The organism is Pseudoalteromonas sp. SCQQ13, from assembly GCF_015864415.1.
In the GTDB taxonomy this organism is placed as follows: domain Bacteria; phylum Pseudomonadota; class Gammaproteobacteria; order Enterobacterales; family Alteromonadaceae; genus Pseudoalteromonas; species Pseudoalteromonas nigrifaciens.
Genome location: NZ_JADYXG010000020.1, coordinates 41,546 through 58,280 on the forward strand (window position 1 = coordinate 41,546; position 16,735 = coordinate 58,280).

Genomic DNA, 16,735 nt, shown 5'->3' on the forward strand with positions numbered 1-16,735 from the left:
AGCCATGCAAATTTTAAAATTGGGTAGCAAAACCCTACGTTTCATGTCTCTTCGTAAAGTGGCAATGGGTTTTTCAACGTTATTAATTTTAGCGGCATTTATATCGGTTTTCACTAAAGGCTTAAACTTTGGTTTAGACTTTACCGGTGGTACTGCCGTAGAAGTTGGCTTTTCGCAACCTGCAGATCTTAAAAAGGTGCGTAATGTACTTGCCGAAAATGGTTTTGCAGATGCATCGGTACAACTGTTTGGTTCAAGCCAAGAAATTTTAGTTCGTTTAGCGCCGCGCGGCGATGACGTAAAAGCTGAAGTTATTGGTAACCAAGTTATTGCTGCATTAAAGCTAGCAGACGAAAGCGTAGTAATGCGCCGTATTGAGTTTGTTGGCCCAAGCGTAGGTGAAGACCTAAAAGAGCAGGGTGGCCTGGCCATGTTAACTGCGCTTATTTGTATCTTGATTTATGTAGCGTTTCGCTTTGAATGGCGTTTTGCAGTAGGCGCAGTAAGCGGCTTAATTCACGATGTTATTATTACCGTTGGCTTATTTTCGGTATTAGGTTTAGAGTTCGATTTAACCATATTAGCGGCTATATTAGCGGTAATAGGTTACTCGCTAAACGATACCATTGTAGTATCTGACCGTATTCGTGAAAACTTCCGCAAAGTACGTATTGATGACACGATAGAAATTATCGATATTTCTTTAACACAAACGCTTAATCGTACCTTAGTAACGTCAATTACCACTATTTTAGTATTAATTGCCTTGTTTATTTGGGGCGGTCAAACCATTCATGGCTTTGCTACAGCATTGTTATTTGGTGTGTTTATTGGTACTTATTCATCTATTTACGTTGCCAGCTCAGTTGCTATTGCACTTGGCGTAAGTAAAGAAGATTTAATACCAGAAGTGATTGAAAAAGAAGGTGCTGATCTAGACGCTATGCCGTAATAGATTTGTAAGCCGATATTAACCGCCCATCTGGGCGGTTTTTTATTGCCTGCAGATTGCCATAAAAATGTCATATTCGCTTGCTACTTTACCTTGAGTAAATCGTAATAGAGCTTAGCAATAATGAAGCAGCGTAAATTATTAAATGAAATTTTAGAAAATGGCACAATTACCACCTTGTTTCAGCCGCTTTTTGATATTAGCAGGCAGACCATTCTCGGTTATGAAGCACTCAGCAGAGGGCCTAAAAATAGCTGTTTAGAAATGCCTAATACACTGTTTCAGGTGGCTCATCAATATGGTCTGATTTCAGAGCTTGAGCTACTGTGTCGCTCTAAAGCTATTGAGAACTTTGTGCATTTGAAGCTGCAGGGCAAACTATTTTTAAATGTTAGTCCTAAAACGTTACTCGACCCAAGTCATCCTAAAGGCGAAACACTGCATCTCATTAAGCAGTTTGGTTTAGCAGCTCATCGGGTGGTGATAGAGGTAACAGAGCAAGAAAGGGTCGAGGATGAGTTTTTACTACAAAAAACCATGGCACATTACCGCTCTTTAGGCTTCACTATTGCAATTGATGACTTAGGTACGGGGTATTCTGGGTTAAAGCAATGGTCGGAGTTATGCCCAGACTTTGTCAAAATCGATCGTTATTTTATCGATCATTGCGATAAAAGTGTGGTTAAAAAAGAGTTTTTAAAGTTAATAACAGCTCTGGCAAAAGTAACCAATACGACAGTGATTGCAGAGGGAATTGAGCGAGCAGAAGAGCTAACTGTGTTAGAAGGAATGGGTATCAACTATGTGCAAGGGTTTTTACTTGAACGACCAAGTAATAAACCAAGTTATGTGCTTTCAGCAAGGCAAATTCAAGCACTGAGCTTTGCCGCAAATACAAACCAGTTAAATAACTCTATGGCTATTGGTTGGCTTGCAGTAGCGCAGCAAACTATTGATAGCGAAACCAGTTGTAAAGACGCCCATGCGCTATTTGAACGAGATAAATCAATTGCCAGCCTAGTGGTAATTAATTCGCAGTGTCAGCCAATTGGCTTGCTCCACAAAGAGCAACTTAGTGAAGTGTTTGCAGCGGCCTATGGCCATGCTTTGTATGACAAGCGTGCGGCCACTGTAGTAATGGACAGGCAACCGCTAGTGGTAGATGAAAACCAGCTGCTAGATAACGTTAGTCAGCAAATTACCGAATGCGACTTTGATATTCGCCGCCATATAGTGATCACCCGAGGGCAGCAGTATTTAGGCATTGTGCCAGTACGCGACATATTAAAACATATAACAGATGAAAAAATTCGTCATGCGCAGCACGCTAACCCATTAACTATGTTACCCGGTAATCTAGCTCTTAACGATGCCATAGAGCGGCGTTTAGCTACACAAAAGGCGTTTTCATTGGCGTATTTAGATTTGAACCATTTTAAACAGTTTAATGATTTGTTTGGTTATGCTAGCGGCGATAGTGTAATTAAACTATTAGCAAATATTACGATGCAGGCGTGTAGTAATACAAACAGTTTTGTTGGCCATATTGGCGGCGATGACTTTATGGTGCTATTTGATAATAATGCTGTCGCAGTGTGCGAGCATATTATTCGCCAATTTGAAATAGAATCACAGGTGTTTTTTAGTTCCGAACATATTAAAAATAAGGGATATTGGAGTGCAAATAGAGAAGGGAAGCCACAATTTGTGCCATTAGTAACACTGGCAATAGGCTTAGTTACTCCCGATTTACACCATTATAAGAATAGCCATCAGGTTGCAGCATTGGCAAGTAATGCTAAAAAATCAGCAAAGCGCTTTGCTCATAGCCATTTGTTTTTATGTCGGCGTAGTAAGCCAAGTAGTGTGGTTGCTAGGTTAGAAAAACAAGCAGTTTAATCGTCATAAATAATTTTTTGCAGACAACAAAAAAGGAGCCTAAGCTCCTTTTTTAAACCATGCAGTTTTTATTAACGAAGTAATGACTCAGTTAATACAGGGCGAATTTCGCGAATTATTGCTTGAGTTAGCTTAGGTGCGCCACAGATAATGTTACCACTATTGTTATAGTTTACGCCGCCAGCAAAATCTACAACCATGCCGCCTGCTTCTTTTACTAATAGCTCGCCTGCAGCAGTATCCCAAGGTTTTAAACCAATTTCGAAAAAGCCATCAACGCGTCCAGCAGCAACATAAGCCATGTCTAGCGCAGCAGAGCCCGCACGACGGATATCAGCTGTATGTATGAATAAAGCTTTAAACGCTTCTGTGTATGCATCTAGGTGTTGTTTTTGCTTGAAAGGGAAGCCAGTAGCTAAGATTGAACCGCCTAAATCAACTGTTTTAGAAACGCGTAAACGTTTGCTATTAAGTTGTGCGCCTTGACCACGAGAGGCAGTGAAAAGCTCACCACGAATTGGATCATAAATAACGGCTTGGTCTAAACGACCTTTTACTTTAAGTGCGATAGAAACCGCAAAATGAGGAATACCCTTGATGAAGTTAGTTGTGCCATCAAGCGGGTCAACAATCCATTGGTAATCTGCATCCTTACCTTTATGCTCGCCTAATTCTTCACCAACAATGCAGTGATCAGGGTAAGAGCGTAAAATGGTGTCGCGAATTATAGCTTCAGCTTCTTTATCAATGTTAGTCACTAAATCGTTAGTGCCTTTTTGTTGAACTTCAACTTTTGATAAATCTTCACTTGCACGAAGTATAATTTTGCCTGCGTTACGCGCAGCGCGAACCGCAATGTTTAACATTGGATGCATGGTATTACCTTTGGGTTGTAAAAGAACGTTTATATATTTTAGCTGGCGTATTTTAGCGACTTTTGCCATAAAGTAAACAACAAAGCCTAAATACTTTTGTTTGTTTTTTGTACTTACTTGATGTGCAGGGCATTTTATACAAATTCAGCATTGATGAATCTGCAAAGCACTTTTTAAATGTGTTCTAGTGCTTTAAAAATTTAGCATGTTTTTTACTCTTTAACCTGGGCCCAAGTTAAAAGCTATGAACATGCTTTTATAGGTAGTTCATCACATTGGAGTACCACTTTTACCACCAAGTTGGGTTTTTAATTGGTTAGCAAAGCTAATAAATTTTTCTTTAATGGTGCGCTTAATCTTTATTTCTACCGAGCCCATAATAGCCTTTCCCTCAATATGGATGGTCGGGCCTTGATGCTTGTTAAGTGCCACTGTTTTATTTTCAACACTACTAATAATGCTAAACATTTTTGATACTACATTAACGTGTTCTGGTACGTATATTTCATCACTGCCAAAAATACAGTTAACATGAATCGTTATCTCTTGGTGGGTAAAAATAGCATCGGTAAAATCAAGTACTACCGAGCCCATAAAGTTAGTCAGGTAAATATTTTTAGGCACAATCCACTGGCCACTTCTTTCATTGGAGCCTAAAATACTGCGTAATGTAAAGTCACTCTGGCTAAATTGCTGAGCGCTGTAATTGGGTGAAAATTGCGAATGTTTTTGGGCATTATATTGCTGATCAGTATTAAGGGTTAAATCCTCAACTAAGCTAACAAGGACTTCATTATTATTTGTAGCCATTGCCTCATCTAAACGCCTTTCAAATGCTTCTACAGAAATAACTCCGTGGCTGTAATTATAAATTAGTTGATCAATCACTTCTTCGCGCACTTGCTCTTGCGGGCGGTCTGTTATTTTTACGCTCATTAGGGTATTCCTTTTATTTTACTATTGTCACTATATAAGCAAAGCATATACCAAAAATATTATTGTTATTAATCAGCTTGTTATGTTTTTAGCCTATTTGTGACTTTGTTATATTAACGATCCATTAACCAAAATGGTAATTATCTAGTTATTTTCACTACTGAGAACTTTTTACCGATAAGTCGGTAAAAAAGTGGTGTATACAAAGTAAAGTTATTTTATATCCCGCCTTAACTATCTGATTTTACTTATTTATTAAAGTTGGCCTAAAGCTGGCATTAGTTAAAGTGTCTTTAATCAAAAGGAGAAAGATTATGAAAACATTTAACAAATCTATCATTGCGGCGTTAGTTTTAGGTACTACGGCTATGGGTGCTCAAGCGAGCAGCTGGGAAAATGAAAGTAAAGATGCTTGGATTGATGGTAAGGCTGAAACAGTGCTTCTTATGAACACTAACCTCAATAACTTTGACATCAACACTGATGTAAAAAATGGCAAAGTTATACTAACAGGTAAAGTTAATAGCGAACTCGACAAAGAGCTAGCAGAAGAACTTGTACTGAGTTTAGATGGCGTAACAGATGTTGATAACCAGCTTACTGTTGTGAAAAGCATGAACAGTAAAAGCCATGACAACATGAAAGATGATGATGGTAGCGGCTTAACCGACGCTAAAATTACCACAGTCATCACAACGCGTTATTTATTTAACTCAGAAGTTGGTGGTACAAACATTGATGTAGATACTGACAACGGTGTAGTTACTCTTACCGGTACAGTGAACTCAGATGCTGAAAAACAGCTTGCAGTAAAAATTGCTAAAAATGCTGAAGATGTTCGCGACGTAGTAGATAAACTAACGATAGTTGCAAAGTAATATAGTATTTATAAAACCCAGCTCTGCTGGGTTTTTGCTTATAAATTTTTTATTTATAAATAAGGAGAATATTTATGGATATTATACGTATTATTTTTTCAATCTTACTGCCACCACTGGGAGTATTTTTACAGGTGGGTTTAGGCTTACATTTTTGGATAAATATTTTACTTACGTTGTTTGGTTACTTCCCTGGAGTAATACATGCAATATACATTATCGCAAAAAAATAATTCATTTCTGTTTGTCGCGTAATATAAGCTGTAAGTTGCTTATTTAAAGCCCAATTTTTAAATTACGCGATATACAGCCTTCCATTTCACTTTTACTTAGCTGCCAGTATTAACCCTAAATTCTGCAAATTTTAATATTATACCCATAAAAAGATTACTATTTAAGCAGTTAGACCATTGATTGTTAAAATAAAGACTTTTGCTAGTGACAAGCCTCTAAAAACTTTTTATACTGCACCCCGCTTTAGTCGCTATGTGACTAAACGCTTCTTAAAAAATTAACTGTTTACAGTTATACAAAAAGTTGGCCCCTTAGCTCAGTTGGTTAGAGCACACGACTCATAATCGTTAGGTCCCCAGTTCGAGTCTGGGAGGGGCCACCATTTTTAAATATACCTACTAAAAATCATTCCAATCATTAACTAATAAATAGCTCTATGTTGTGTTAATTACACTTTAAGTATATTTTTGCCTGTTTCATTATAAAATAATAAATAGAATTGTTTTACGGCAATAAAAAATCCCTAGTTAGGGATTTTTTACAGAGTACTTATTAACGCTTTTAAGTTAATACCTATATTATTAATAACATGATCATTCTGACTTATTAAGTAGCTAATTAACCGCGTTAGAAATAGCCTATAGGTCACTATACATTATGACTTTGATTAGTGATTAAGCTGTTTTTTTGGTACTAGAATTGTTCACTAATTTAATGTGACGGGTAAAATAAATTAATTTTTACGGTAGATCTCATGTTCAATATCGTAAATATTAACGCTTAAACTGTCTGATGCTCTGCAATAGGTTTTTAAACACTCAAGTAGTTGCTCACTTAACATTTGTTTTTGCTCAATAGAACGTCCCGCCAAAATGTGTACCGCAATATGTATAAACCCCGACCCGCCTGCGCCAAGTAGATATTGCTGATAGGAAATAGCGCGTGTTTTTATGGTTTCTAAATCAAATAAATTACTTTGGAAAGCGGCGTTGTGAATTTTTTCTACAAGTACTTGTGGTAATACAGGGAGGTCTTCTGAGTGTTCAATAATAATGTGCGGCATTTAGGCGTTCCTATTATGAGTTACTACATGTGTGAACCTTATTATACCAAATACCAGGTTACCCGCTAACCCCTACAATGCTGAATTAGCATCTTTTTGTTTTGCACAATTAGCCATTAAGAAGTGGTATGGTGCGGCAAAGGTGAATGTATATAGCGCAATGTTTATTTTTTACAACATGTGTTTTGTAGCTGTAAATACGTTTAGTATAGAAAAATAAACCGTATCCCTCTTTAAGTATGTTGGAGAACACGATGAAGTATTTAAAAGTCAGCTTTTTACTCGCAGGTATGCTTACCTTAACAGCGTGCTCAGATGATGTTGCCTCTGTAAGCCTTGGGTTATTTACCACCAAGGATGTAATTGTAAATTCGCAACAAGACCCTTTAGTCACTGGGGTAACGTGCCATATTAGCCATATAGAAGCTAATTTAGATTTTTCAGACCCTTCTGATATGTCAATTTCGTGTCGGCAAACCGGGGTTATTACCGCAGAGCAATTGCAGCAGATTGATCGGAGTAAATCTGGGGAAGTGGTATTTAAATCATCTAAAAGTATTTTGTTTAAATCATTAAAAGTGCGTCGTATTTACGATGCTAAAGCACATACCTTATTGTATTTGTCGTACTCGACTAAAGAGTCTACGGGGAGTCATCATCATGCGTTATCTACTGTGCCATTATACAATACACAAGCATGGCAATGGGCGCTTGGGCAAGAGCGAGAGTAAGCTATGTTAGCGTTATTTAAGCCCAAACCATTACTGGCTGAGCAAGAGCAGCAATGGTTAATTGATACCTTTATATGGGCAGTTGAAAACTTTGATGTTGAGTTTTTTACCCAGCATACGCAAATCACTTTGCCCACGGTTGAGTTCTTTCCCGACTCGGTATCGAGTATTGAAGAAATGGCCACTAAGGTATTTAACCGCGTAAGTAGTTATGCGGGTATGACAGCGTGGCCTATTCAACTAGTTGCACCGCAGCAGCTCACTCCACAGGTTTTTCCACAGTTTAAATTTAGCCAACAACTACGTGGCGAAGGCGCTAAATTAATTGTACCGCCTAGCCAGGCTATTAATATTTCGTTTAATCCAAATCAAGTAAACCAGCCACAAGACTTAGTTGCCAGTTTTGCTGGAACGTTAGCGACTATTTTAATTCATCATGTAGGCGTATTACCACCGGGCGGAAAAGACTACTTAGCGCAAGCTGCTGATGCACTGGCTTGCTTTTTAGGCTTTGGGGTAATGATGAGCAATACGGTATATCAGTTTAAGGGCGGCTGTGGCTCGTGTTATAACCCTTATGCAAATCGCGAAGCGTCGTTGAACGAAACCCATACGGTATTTATGCATGCGTTAGTGAGTTACTTTAAAAATGATAAACGCTCTAAGCAGCATTTAAAACCGCATTTGCGCGGCCAATTTAAAAAAGCGCAAAAAGAAATTAAAGCATTAGTCAATAACTCAGCTAACCCGCTGTTATTAGCGTATATGCCAAACTAAGCAGAGATATTGTGTGAATTACTTAGACGAATTTTTACTGATTGCCGTAGCGCACTTTTTTGCAGTAGCAAGCCCAGGGCCCGATTTTGCTGTGGTATTAAAGCAAAGTGTGCAGCAAGGTAGGCGCAATGCTCTTTGGACTAGTGCAGGTGTTGGTGCGGCTATTTTATCATTTGAGCCGAAAAACTCCGTCCTTTAGGTCGGGGATGTAAGGTTTTAGCGCAACGCGCTAACAATAGAGCTTGAATCTTACAAAAACACTGTGTATCTTGTAAGGCATGAAAGAGATAGCGGTTAAACAACGGTTCTACCCAACACCTGAGCAAGTAACCTTACTTGAACAGACGTTTGGCTGTACGCGTTTTGTTTACAACTCTATTCTTCGTTGGCGTACTGATGCTTACTACAATGAGCAAATCAAGATTAACTACAGCAAAGCATCAAGCTATCTAACTGAACTCAAGAAAAACCCTGAGTTCCCTTGGCTTAATGATGTTTCTAGCGTTCCTTTGCAGCAAGCAATCAGAAACCAACAAACTGCTTTTAAGAACTTCTTTGAGGGTCGAGCTAAATACCCAACTTTCAAAAAGAAGCGCTCGAAACAAAGCGCACAACTAACCAAAGCAGCATTCAGATATACTGATGGTCAGTTGTTCATGGCTAAATCTAAGCAACCTATAAATGTTCGTTGGTCGCGAGAGCTGCCTAGCGAACCAACCACCATTACAATTAGCAAAGACAGTGCGGGTCGCTACTTTGTATCTTGTCTGTGTCGCTTCGAGCCAAAACCACTATCGATTAGTAAAAATACAGTCGGTATTGATTTAGGTTTGACTGACCTTGTTATTGCCTCCAACGGTTTCAAGTCTGGAAATCCCCGTCACACCAAGCGTTACGCTAGTAAACTAGCTAAGACTCAACGTGTGCTATCGAAGAAGAAGAAAGGTTCTTCTAACTTCCACAAAGCCAGAAAGAAAGTCGCTCGCGTTCAAGCAAAGATTGCTGATTGTCGTCACGACTTCACCCACAAACTGACTTCCCAATTGATAAACGATAATCAAGTGATTAGCTGTGAAAGTCTGAGCGTAAAAAACATGGTCAAGAATCGAAAACTTGCTAAAGCAATTAGCGATGCCAACTGGGGCGAGTTCGTGCGCCAACTTACCTACAAAGCTGAGTGGTACGGTCGAACTGTAGTTAAGATTGATAAGTGGTATCCAAGCTCTAAACGCTGTAATTGCTGCGGTTACGTTGTCGATTCCTTGCCGTTACATATCCGTAAATGGTCGTGTCCTCAATGCTCTAGCGAGCTAGACCGCGACATAAATGCGGCACTGAATATTAAAGCTGTCGGGCAGACAGTGTTAGCCTGTGGAGCGTAAGTAAGACTTTAGATTCTTTTGAATTTAAAGCGATACGCTATGAAACAGGAATCCCCCTCCTTTCCCGACTTGTCGGGCGCGAAGCGAGGTGGGGGAGGATGTCAAGGGGCTTAAATACTTGGCCGGTGCCTATTTAGCTTATTTGGGAGTGCAAGCACTGCGAGCAGCCAAACCGGGGGCAAATCTAAATGATAATATTGCCAACAAAACGGTGCCAGCAGAGCCCGTTTGGTTTGCCTTTCGGCGCGGCTTTTTAACCAATGCATTAAACCCTAAAGCCACCTTGTTTTTTATTTTAATAGCTTTGGCTATTCGTGTTGTAATTTAAAACCAAGTTACATTATTTAATTTTAGGAGTAGGTATGTCGCTTTATAATTTTTCGTTTGGCTCTAACATGTCGTCTCACCGTTTACTGGCGCGCTTGCCTAATGCTAAGCGCATTGGTACAGCCGTATTACAAGGTTATGAGCTAACCTTTGATATGTATTTTAAAGATGGCTCAGGTAAGTGCAGTATTAGCCCAAGTGATGCAGAGGATGCGTTAGTTTATGGGGTTGTTTATCAAATAAGTGATGCCGAAAAAGTCATTTTAGATGGTATAGAAGGTGCAGGTTACGACTGCGTAAATATAACCGTAAAGCTTTTAAGCGGCGAAGACGTTAACGCTCATTGCTATATTGCCAATACCCATGACAGTGAAGCGCTACCCTACGACTGGTATATTAAACACGTTCATCGCGGCGCGCTTGAAGCTGGCGTTCCAAAAGCATACAGTGATGCAATATTAAACCGCGCGCAAAAAAGCGACAGTAACCTAGAGCGTGCTGAAATTGAATTTGCAGTACATCAAAAATAATCATAATAAAAAAGGATAACAATGAAGTTAATTAAGTTTGCCACAATTGCTTTATTAGCAGGGGCTACGTTTAGTACCTGGGCACAGGTAGATACCAATAAAATAGAGCAGGTAATTAAAACCTCCATGGCACGTTTTGATGTGCCAGGAATGGCAGTTGCTATTGTTGAAAACGACAAAGTGATATTTGCTAAAGGTTTTGGTGTAACCCATATAAACACCGGTAATAAGGTTAATAAAGACACCTTGTTTGGCATTGCATCTAACACCAAAGCATTTACCAGTGCGGCGCTGGCTAAGTTGGTTGATGAAGGCAAGTTGAGCTGGGACGATAAAGTGATTGATCACCTGCCAGAATTTCAACTATATGACGCATACGTAACCCGCGAAATGCGTATTCGCGATCTGCTGAGTCATCGCAGTGGGTTGGGGCTTGGGCAAGGCGACTTAATGATTTGGCCAAGTACCGACAAGTCGGTTGATGATATTTTAGCAGGCTTAAAATACTTAAAACCGGCCAGCAGCTTTCGCAGCCAATATGCGTATAACAACTTAATGTTTGTTACCGCAGGGGAAGTGGTAGCACGCGTATCTGGGATGAGTTGGAACGATTACATCGAAAAAAACATGTTACAGCCACTAAATATGACTCACTCGCGAGCGGGGTTTTCGCGCATTCCAAGTAGCAATAAAAACTGGGCAACGGGGCATATTCCGATGGATAACCAACTCCATCCATTTTTTGTTAACTACCTAGAAGATTTTAGAGGCGCTGGGGCAATAGCCTCAAGTGCCAGCGATATGAGCCAATGGCTACGTACGCAACTTGCTGGTGGCACAATGCCAAATGGCGAGCAGTTATTTAGCGAAAAACAACAAGCGCAAATGTGGCATCCACATATAACGGCTATGGCGTCTAAAAGCGCGTTTGAGGCGTATCATCAGCAGTTTAGAGGTTACGGGCTAGGCTGGAGTATTGAAGACTACCACGGCTTTAAAAAGCTTGGTCACGGTGGCGGTATTTTAGGCATGGTGTCGCAGGTTACATTACTACCTGAAAAAAAACTCGGTATTGTTATTTTAAGTAATCAGCAAGCATTTGGTGCGCTAGCGGCAGTAACTCACGAAGTGCTTGAAGATGCGCTTGAGCTTGAAGATAAAGATTGGGTTGAAGACTTAGCTAAAAAGCATTTTGAAAGCAAAGAGAAAGCATACGCTAACGCAAAGCCTGCAGCACCTGCTGATTATCAACCGCAACTACCTAATATTAATTACACTGGTACATTGCACGATAATTGGTATGGCGATGTAATTATTGAGCAGCTTGATGGCAAATTACATATTGATTTTACCCATACCAAGGGCTTAAAAGGCTCACTTGAGCATTACACTGGCAATACTTTTATTGTTAAGTGGGATGAAAAGCTACTTGAGGCTGATGCGTTTATTAATTTTAATATGAATACAGAAAATAGAGTGAGTAGCGCTAAAATGCGTGCAGTATCAACGCAAGTAACCGACTTTAGTTTTGACTTTAGAAATTTAAAATTAACAGCAAAATAACTGTTTTTGCTATCCCTAATTTACTATATCTAGCGTAAAGGGTATACACCAAAGTCGCAAAGCCACCCACGGGTGGCTTTGTTATATTATGTTTAATGATACAGTTAGGAGCTTTTATGCGTACCGCAATTATTTCTCACCCTCATTGTCGTAAACATAAAATGATTGATGATCACCCAGAGTGCCCAGAGCGGTTAGATGCTATTAACGATCGCTTACTAGCAAGCGGGTTAGATATTGCTATTGAGCAAAAGCAAGCGCCTAAAGCGCAACGAGAGCATTACTTACTTGCGCATGACGAATCATTAGTTAGCTTTGTTGAAAGTAAAATACCTACCCAAGGGCTTGTCGATTTAGACGGTGATACTTGGTTATGTCCCGACTCATTAAAAGCAATTGAGCGTGCAGTAGGAGCCGGTATTTTAGCGGTAGATGAAATACTAGAGGGCAACCTTGATGCTGCATTTTGCTCGGTGCGCCCGCCGGGGCATCATGCAAATCGCACTACCTCATCCGGTTTTTGTGTATTTAACAACCTTGCTATTGCGGTTAAATATGCACAAAGCAAAGGGGTTAAGCGCATTGCTATTGTTGATTTTGATGTACATCATGGTAATGGCACTCAAGATATATTTATAGATGATAAAAACGTCCTGTTTTGCTCTTTATTTCAGCATCCATTTTATCCCAATACAGTGGTTGAAAATAACACCACGTTAGTTAATTCACCTTTGCCAATTGCCAGCGACGGTAACGATTTAAAAGCGGTATTTGAGCAGCAATGGCTGCCTAAACTAAATGCTTTTAAGCCTGACATGTTATTTATTAGCGCAGGATTTGATGCTCACCTCGAAGATGATATGGCTAGTTTAAAGTTTGTAGAGGAAGATTACCGCTGGCTAACCGAGCAATTAGCCCGCTTTAGTGAGCAGCATAATTGCCGCGGTATAGTGTCGTATTTAGAAGGGGGGTATGCGCTTTCTGCATTGGGTCGCAGTGCAATTGCACATGTTAAAGCGTTAGTCGATTATGAGTAACGCAAATGCTTGCTCAGGTGTTAGCTGCTTAATTTTACTTAGGCAACACTGACCTTCTTTTAGCAAATAATCTTTCACTAAATCTGCTAATTCAATGGCACTAATGGCTGTTTTTGGCTCGCCACTTAATGTTGTATAACTATACTTACTATCTAAAATAATAATTCTGCTTTTTTGCAGCTCATCCATCGCATATACAAAATCATCTACTTCATCAGGCTGCTCAGCTAACTCAATTTCATTGTTATAAATAATAATTTTTGGATACGACATGCTTATTTATTGTCCTACATCAAAGGGGGAATATTTGCTCGATTTATACTCGCCTATTAGTGCAAATTTAGGGAGTAGAATAATGCCACACAGTAGCCGTTTTCAAAAAGTAGGTGATATTTTTACTAATAAGGTAATAACCTGTAGCAAGCATACGCCATTAATTGATGCGGTTAAACTAATGCGGGCACATAATATCAGTGCAATATTTATTGCGCAGCAACAACGCATATTAGGTGTTTGGACAGAAACTGACTGTTTAAAACTCGACTTTACCAATCCTGCAGTTACAAGCACTAGCATTAAAGATGTGATGACGAGCCCGGTTTTAAGTGTCCCTAGCCAGCAGTTATTAAGTGATACCGCACTAACTTTTCATCAGCATGGTGTAAGGCATTTACTTGTTACCGATAACAATAACGTACCGTGTGGGGTAATTAGCATTACAGATATTGTGCGCAATCAAGGGCTTGATCATTACTTACAGTTTCGCACTATTAACGACCAGTACACTAAAAACATAACAATTGTACCTAGCTCATTAGCGGTAAATGAAGCGGTAAAACTAATGCGTGAACGCGGCGAAAAAGTTATTTTAGTTTTTAATCAACAGCAAAAAGAACATGGCATTATTACGCAGCGCGATTTATTACACCTGCTCACACGCCAGAGCGAGCAGAGTGTGTGCTGGGATTTAGCAAGTCGACCGCTTTATAAAATAACCCCACAAGATAGCCTGTTCGATGCTTACAAATTAATGTTAGATAGCCAAGTACGGCATTTAGTGGTGAGCGACAATGATGAAATTAAAGGCGTGTTGTCACTCGAACATTTAATACATGAAATTGAAAGTGCGTATTGTTCTGAGCTAGAAAAAGTATTAGTGCAACGAGATTTAGCCCTACAGCACTCGCAGCGAAACCTATATTTAGCCAATAAAATAATAGATTCATCACTCGACGGCATAATGATCACCCATAGCAACAGCACTATTATGCAAGTAAACCCAGCATTTACCCAATTGACCGGCTATAAAGAACATGAAGTTATAGGTAAGTGCCCAAGTATATTGAGCTCGGGGCGGCATGATAAAAGCTTTTATATAAAAATGTGGGATGCAATTAACAAAACGGGTGTATGGCAGGGAGAAATTTGTAATCGTAAAAAAAATGGCGATATTTATATAGAGTGGTTAACTATAATTGAAATTAAAGAGCCTAATAATTCAGATGCTATTTATGCGGCAATTTTTAGTGATATTACCGAGCGAAAAAATGCTGAAGATAAAATTGTGCAGTTGGCTTATTTTGATGAATTAACGGGCCTACCAAATAGACGTTTGTTTAACGACAGGCTCAAAATGGCTTTGGCTGCAGCTCACCGCGACCAGCATTTATTGGCGGTGATGTTTATCGATCTAGATCGCTTTAAAGAAGTAAACGATAGTTTAGGCCATAGCGCAGGGGATTGTTTATTAACCCTGGTTGCTGCGCGTATCGAGGCTACTTTAAACGAAGGCGATACCTTAGCGCGTTTAGGGGGAGATGAATTTGTAGTGCTGTGCGAAATAAATAAGATTGATGCAGTAGCTAATTTAGCTGAAAAAATACTAAATAATTTAAACACTCCGTTTCAATTAGACCATGTTGAAGTAGGTGTAACAGCTTCGATTGGTGCGGCTGTTTACCCTGATGATGGCCTAGACAGCGAAACACTGCTAAAGCATGCCGATATTGCTATGTATCGCTCAAAAGATGTGGGGCGTAATTCGTTTCAATTATTTAAACCTTCTATGAATGCTCGCTCGCTAGAGCGCCTAGCCATGATGAGCCGTTTTCAGCATGCGTTAGATAATAACGAATTTGAATTGTATTTTCAGCCAAAGCAATGCCTTAAAAATGAACAGATTATGGGCGTTGAGGCATTATTGCGTTGGCACGACCCCGATTTGGGAATGATATCGCCCGCGCAATTTATTCCGCTTGCTGAAGAGCTAGGGTTGATAGTGCGGTTAGATTTATGGGTTCTTAATCAGGCGGGTAAAGTACTAACGCTATGGCAAAAAGAAGGACTGGTGGCTGGGCGCTTAGCAATTAATATATCGGCATGTCATTTAAGCCAAGGCAAGCTGGCAAACAATATTAGCACTATGCTTAAACATTATAATTTACCCGGTAGTTTACTTGAAATAGAACTGACAGAAAGCAGCTTTATTAGCTCATTTACACAGGCTAAAACGCAGTTGCAGCAACTAAAAAAGCTGGGCGTGCATATAGCATTAGACGACTTTGGTACCGGGTACTCGGCATTGAGTTATTTAACTAAACTGCCTTTTGATACATTAAAAATAGACGCGAGCTTTATTGCTAAAATCCCTGATGAATACGGCAATAGCCAAATAGTTGCAGCGCTTATTGCACTGGCAAGCAATTTAAACTTAATGGTAGTGGCAGAGGGAGTTGAGCAGCCAGCTCAAAAAAACTACCTTATTAACTTAGGATGTAATGTTATACAGGGATATTACTATTGCCGCCCGTTAACGCAGCGGCAATGGTTTGATTTTTATCGGTTAAACGACTTATCTGCGAGCACTCAACCAACTGGCACTTAGCCTACGGTTACTTCGTAAGAGGTGAATTTTCGAATGTTAATAACGCCTTTTTCAAAAATTAAATACTGACCTTTAATGCCTTGTAAAATACCGCTTACTACCGGGTCTTTATCAAAGTTAAACGAGCTGATTTTGGTTGGGTATTCGCTTACCGGAAAGTTTAAATCAACTACGTCTTCATCTAGCTGTTCAATAGCTGTTGCGCCAAATAGCTCGCTTAGCTCATTTAGCTTTGCACTAATTTGTGGAATAAGCTCAGCGGCTGCAGCTTTTAAATCTAGCACTTCGTTTTGGCCTTTTAGCATATTGCGCCAATTAGTTTTATCAGCAATAAATTCAGCCAATGCCACTTCTACTAAGCCTGATTGCAACCGTGTTTGCACTTTAAAAATAGGCAATGCTTGGGTAGCGCCTTGATCAACCCAGCGAGTTGGTATTTGTGTGTGGCGAGTAATACCCACTTTTAGTCCTGAGGTATTAGCGAGGTAGACGTAATGCGGGATCATGCAATTTTCTTCTCCCCACTCTGGCTCGCGGCAAGTACCTTGATCGTAATGGCAGGTTTCTGGCTTCATAATACACTTATCAAAGTCAAATTTGTTGACGTAAAAATTTAAATTAACTTCAGACCCCGTAAAATAAAGCATCTTAAATAATGATATCTAGA

The 16,735-nt window shown here is 39.6% G+C and carries 15 protein-coding genes, 1 tRNA gene and 3 pseudogenes; 14 read left to right on the forward strand and 5 right to left on the reverse strand.

Features of this window, described 5'->3' with window-relative positions; genetic code table 11:
• Nucleotides 1–4 precede the first annotated feature (4 nt).
• Nucleotides 5–952, forward strand: a complete 948-nt coding sequence (gene secF / locus I6F41_RS14805) for a protein translocase subunit SecF (RefSeq protein ID WP_011327035.1) — start codon at nucleotides 5–7, stop codon at nucleotides 950–952.
• Between the two features lie 123 nt (nucleotides 953–1,075).
• Entirely contained in the window at nucleotides 1,076–2,851 is a 1,776-nt protein-coding gene (locus I6F41_RS14810) for a GGDEF domain-containing protein (RefSeq protein ID WP_231613569.1), read from the forward strand.
• A gap of 71 nt (nucleotides 2,852–2,922) precedes the next feature.
• Here I6F41_RS14810 and suhB read toward each other — a convergent pair whose 3' ends face one another.
• Both suhB and I6F41_RS14820 read right to left on the reverse strand, forming a co-directional pair.
• Complete coding sequence (gene suhB / locus I6F41_RS14815) at nucleotides 2,923–3,726, reverse strand: inositol-1-monophosphatase (protein ID WP_011327036.1); 804 nt, start codon at nucleotides 3,724–3,726, stop codon at nucleotides 2,923–2,925.
• Nucleotides 3,727–3,996: 270 nt separating this feature from the next.
• Entirely contained in the window at nucleotides 3,997–4,662 is a 666-nt protein-coding gene (locus tag I6F41_RS14820; protein WP_011327037.1) for a LiaF domain-containing protein, read from the reverse strand.
• 314 nt (nucleotides 4,663–4,976) lie between these two features.
• Between I6F41_RS14820 and I6F41_RS14825 the strand changes: the two genes are divergently transcribed.
• The 3 genes from I6F41_RS14825 to I6F41_RS14835 all read left to right on the forward strand — a co-directional run bounded on the left by I6F41_RS14825 (nucleotide 4,977) and on the right by I6F41_RS14835 (nucleotide 6,156).
• On the forward strand, nucleotides 4,977–5,540 hold the full coding sequence (locus I6F41_RS14825; RefSeq protein WP_192532779.1) for a BON domain-containing protein: 564 nt from the start codon (nucleotides 4,977–4,979) through the stop codon (nucleotides 5,538–5,540).
• A gap of 74 nt (nucleotides 5,541–5,614) precedes the next feature.
• Nucleotides 5,615–5,773 (forward strand): YqaE/Pmp3 family membrane protein, encoded by a 159-nt coding sequence (locus I6F41_RS14830; RefSeq protein ID WP_011327039.1) that lies wholly within the window; start codon nucleotides 5,615–5,617, stop codon nucleotides 5,771–5,773.
• A 306-nt stretch (nucleotides 5,774–6,079) separates the two neighbouring features.
• Nucleotides 6,080–6,156 (forward strand) — tRNA-Ile (locus I6F41_RS14835).
• Between the two features lie 351 nt (nucleotides 6,157–6,507).
• Here the strand turns inward: I6F41_RS14835 and I6F41_RS14840 are convergent.
• Entirely contained in the window at nucleotides 6,508–6,837 is a 330-nt protein-coding gene (locus I6F41_RS14840; protein WP_011327042.1) for a 5-carboxymethyl-2-hydroxymuconate Delta-isomerase, read from the reverse strand.
• Nucleotides 6,838–7,091: 254 nt separating this feature from the next.
• Between I6F41_RS14840 and I6F41_RS14845 the strand changes: the two genes are divergently transcribed.
• The 8 genes and pseudogenes from I6F41_RS14845 (at nucleotide 7,092) to I6F41_RS14880 (ending at nucleotide 13,184) form a co-directional block, all read left to right on the forward strand.
• Complete coding sequence (locus I6F41_RS14845; RefSeq protein WP_083497484.1) at nucleotides 7,092–7,568, forward strand: CreA family protein; 477 nt, start codon at nucleotides 7,092–7,094, stop codon at nucleotides 7,566–7,568.
• A gap of 3 nt (nucleotides 7,569–7,571) precedes the next feature.
• Nucleotides 7,572–8,345, forward strand: a complete 774-nt coding sequence (locus I6F41_RS14850) for a hypothetical protein (RefSeq protein WP_179808261.1) — start codon at nucleotides 7,572–7,574, stop codon at nucleotides 8,343–8,345.
• A gap of 13 nt (nucleotides 8,346–8,358) precedes the next feature.
• A pseudogene (locus I6F41_RS14855) lies at nucleotides 8,359–8,514 on the forward strand (LysE family transporter); the annotation flags it as partial.
• A 109-nt stretch (nucleotides 8,515–8,623) separates the two neighbouring features.
• Complete coding sequence (locus I6F41_RS14860; RefSeq protein ID WP_197108691.1) at nucleotides 8,624–9,727, forward strand: RNA-guided endonuclease InsQ/TnpB family protein; 1,104 nt, start codon at nucleotides 8,624–8,626, stop codon at nucleotides 9,725–9,727.
• A 109-nt stretch (nucleotides 9,728–9,836) separates the two neighbouring features.
• A pseudogene (locus I6F41_RS14865) lies at nucleotides 9,837–10,022 on the forward strand (LysE family transporter); the annotation flags it as partial.
• A gap of 67 nt (nucleotides 10,023–10,089) precedes the next feature.
• Nucleotides 10,090–10,584: a gamma-glutamylcyclotransferase family protein gene (locus tag I6F41_RS14870; RefSeq protein ID WP_011327047.1), complete on the forward strand. Its 495-nt coding sequence runs from the start codon at nucleotides 10,090–10,092 to the stop codon at nucleotides 10,582–10,584.
• 21 nt (nucleotides 10,585–10,605) lie between these two features.
• Nucleotides 10,606–12,147, forward strand: a complete 1,542-nt coding sequence (locus tag I6F41_RS14875) for a serine hydrolase (RefSeq protein WP_086995902.1) — start codon at nucleotides 10,606–10,608, stop codon at nucleotides 12,145–12,147.
• 116 nt (nucleotides 12,148–12,263) lie between these two features.
• Nucleotides 12,264–13,184: a histone deacetylase family protein gene (locus tag I6F41_RS14880; protein WP_011327049.1), complete on the forward strand. Its 921-nt coding sequence runs from the start codon at nucleotides 12,264–12,266 to the stop codon at nucleotides 13,182–13,184.
• Here I6F41_RS14880 and I6F41_RS14885 read toward each other — a convergent pair.
• The gene (locus I6F41_RS14885; RefSeq protein WP_011327050.1) at nucleotides 13,167–13,457 is read right to left on the reverse strand and encodes a DUF4144 family protein; all 291 of its coding nucleotides are present in this window, start codon (nucleotides 13,455–13,457) and stop codon (nucleotides 13,167–13,169) included. The two genes, I6F41_RS14880 and I6F41_RS14885, sit on opposite strands and share 18 nt — an antisense overlap.
• Nucleotides 13,458–13,539: 82 nt before the next feature.
• Between I6F41_RS14885 and I6F41_RS14890 the strand changes: the two genes are divergently transcribed.
• A complete protein-coding gene (locus I6F41_RS14890; protein ID WP_197108692.1) occupies nucleotides 13,540–16,068 on the forward strand; it encodes an EAL domain-containing protein in 2,529 nt (842 codons plus the stop codon).
• Here the strand turns inward: I6F41_RS14890 and I6F41_RS14895 are convergent.
• A pseudogene (locus I6F41_RS14895) lies at nucleotides 16,065–16,655 on the reverse strand (DUF2797 domain-containing protein); the annotation flags it as partial. The gene I6F41_RS14890 and the pseudogene I6F41_RS14895 sit on opposite strands and share 4 nt — an antisense overlap.
• Nucleotides 16,656–16,735: the final 80 nt, after the last annotated feature.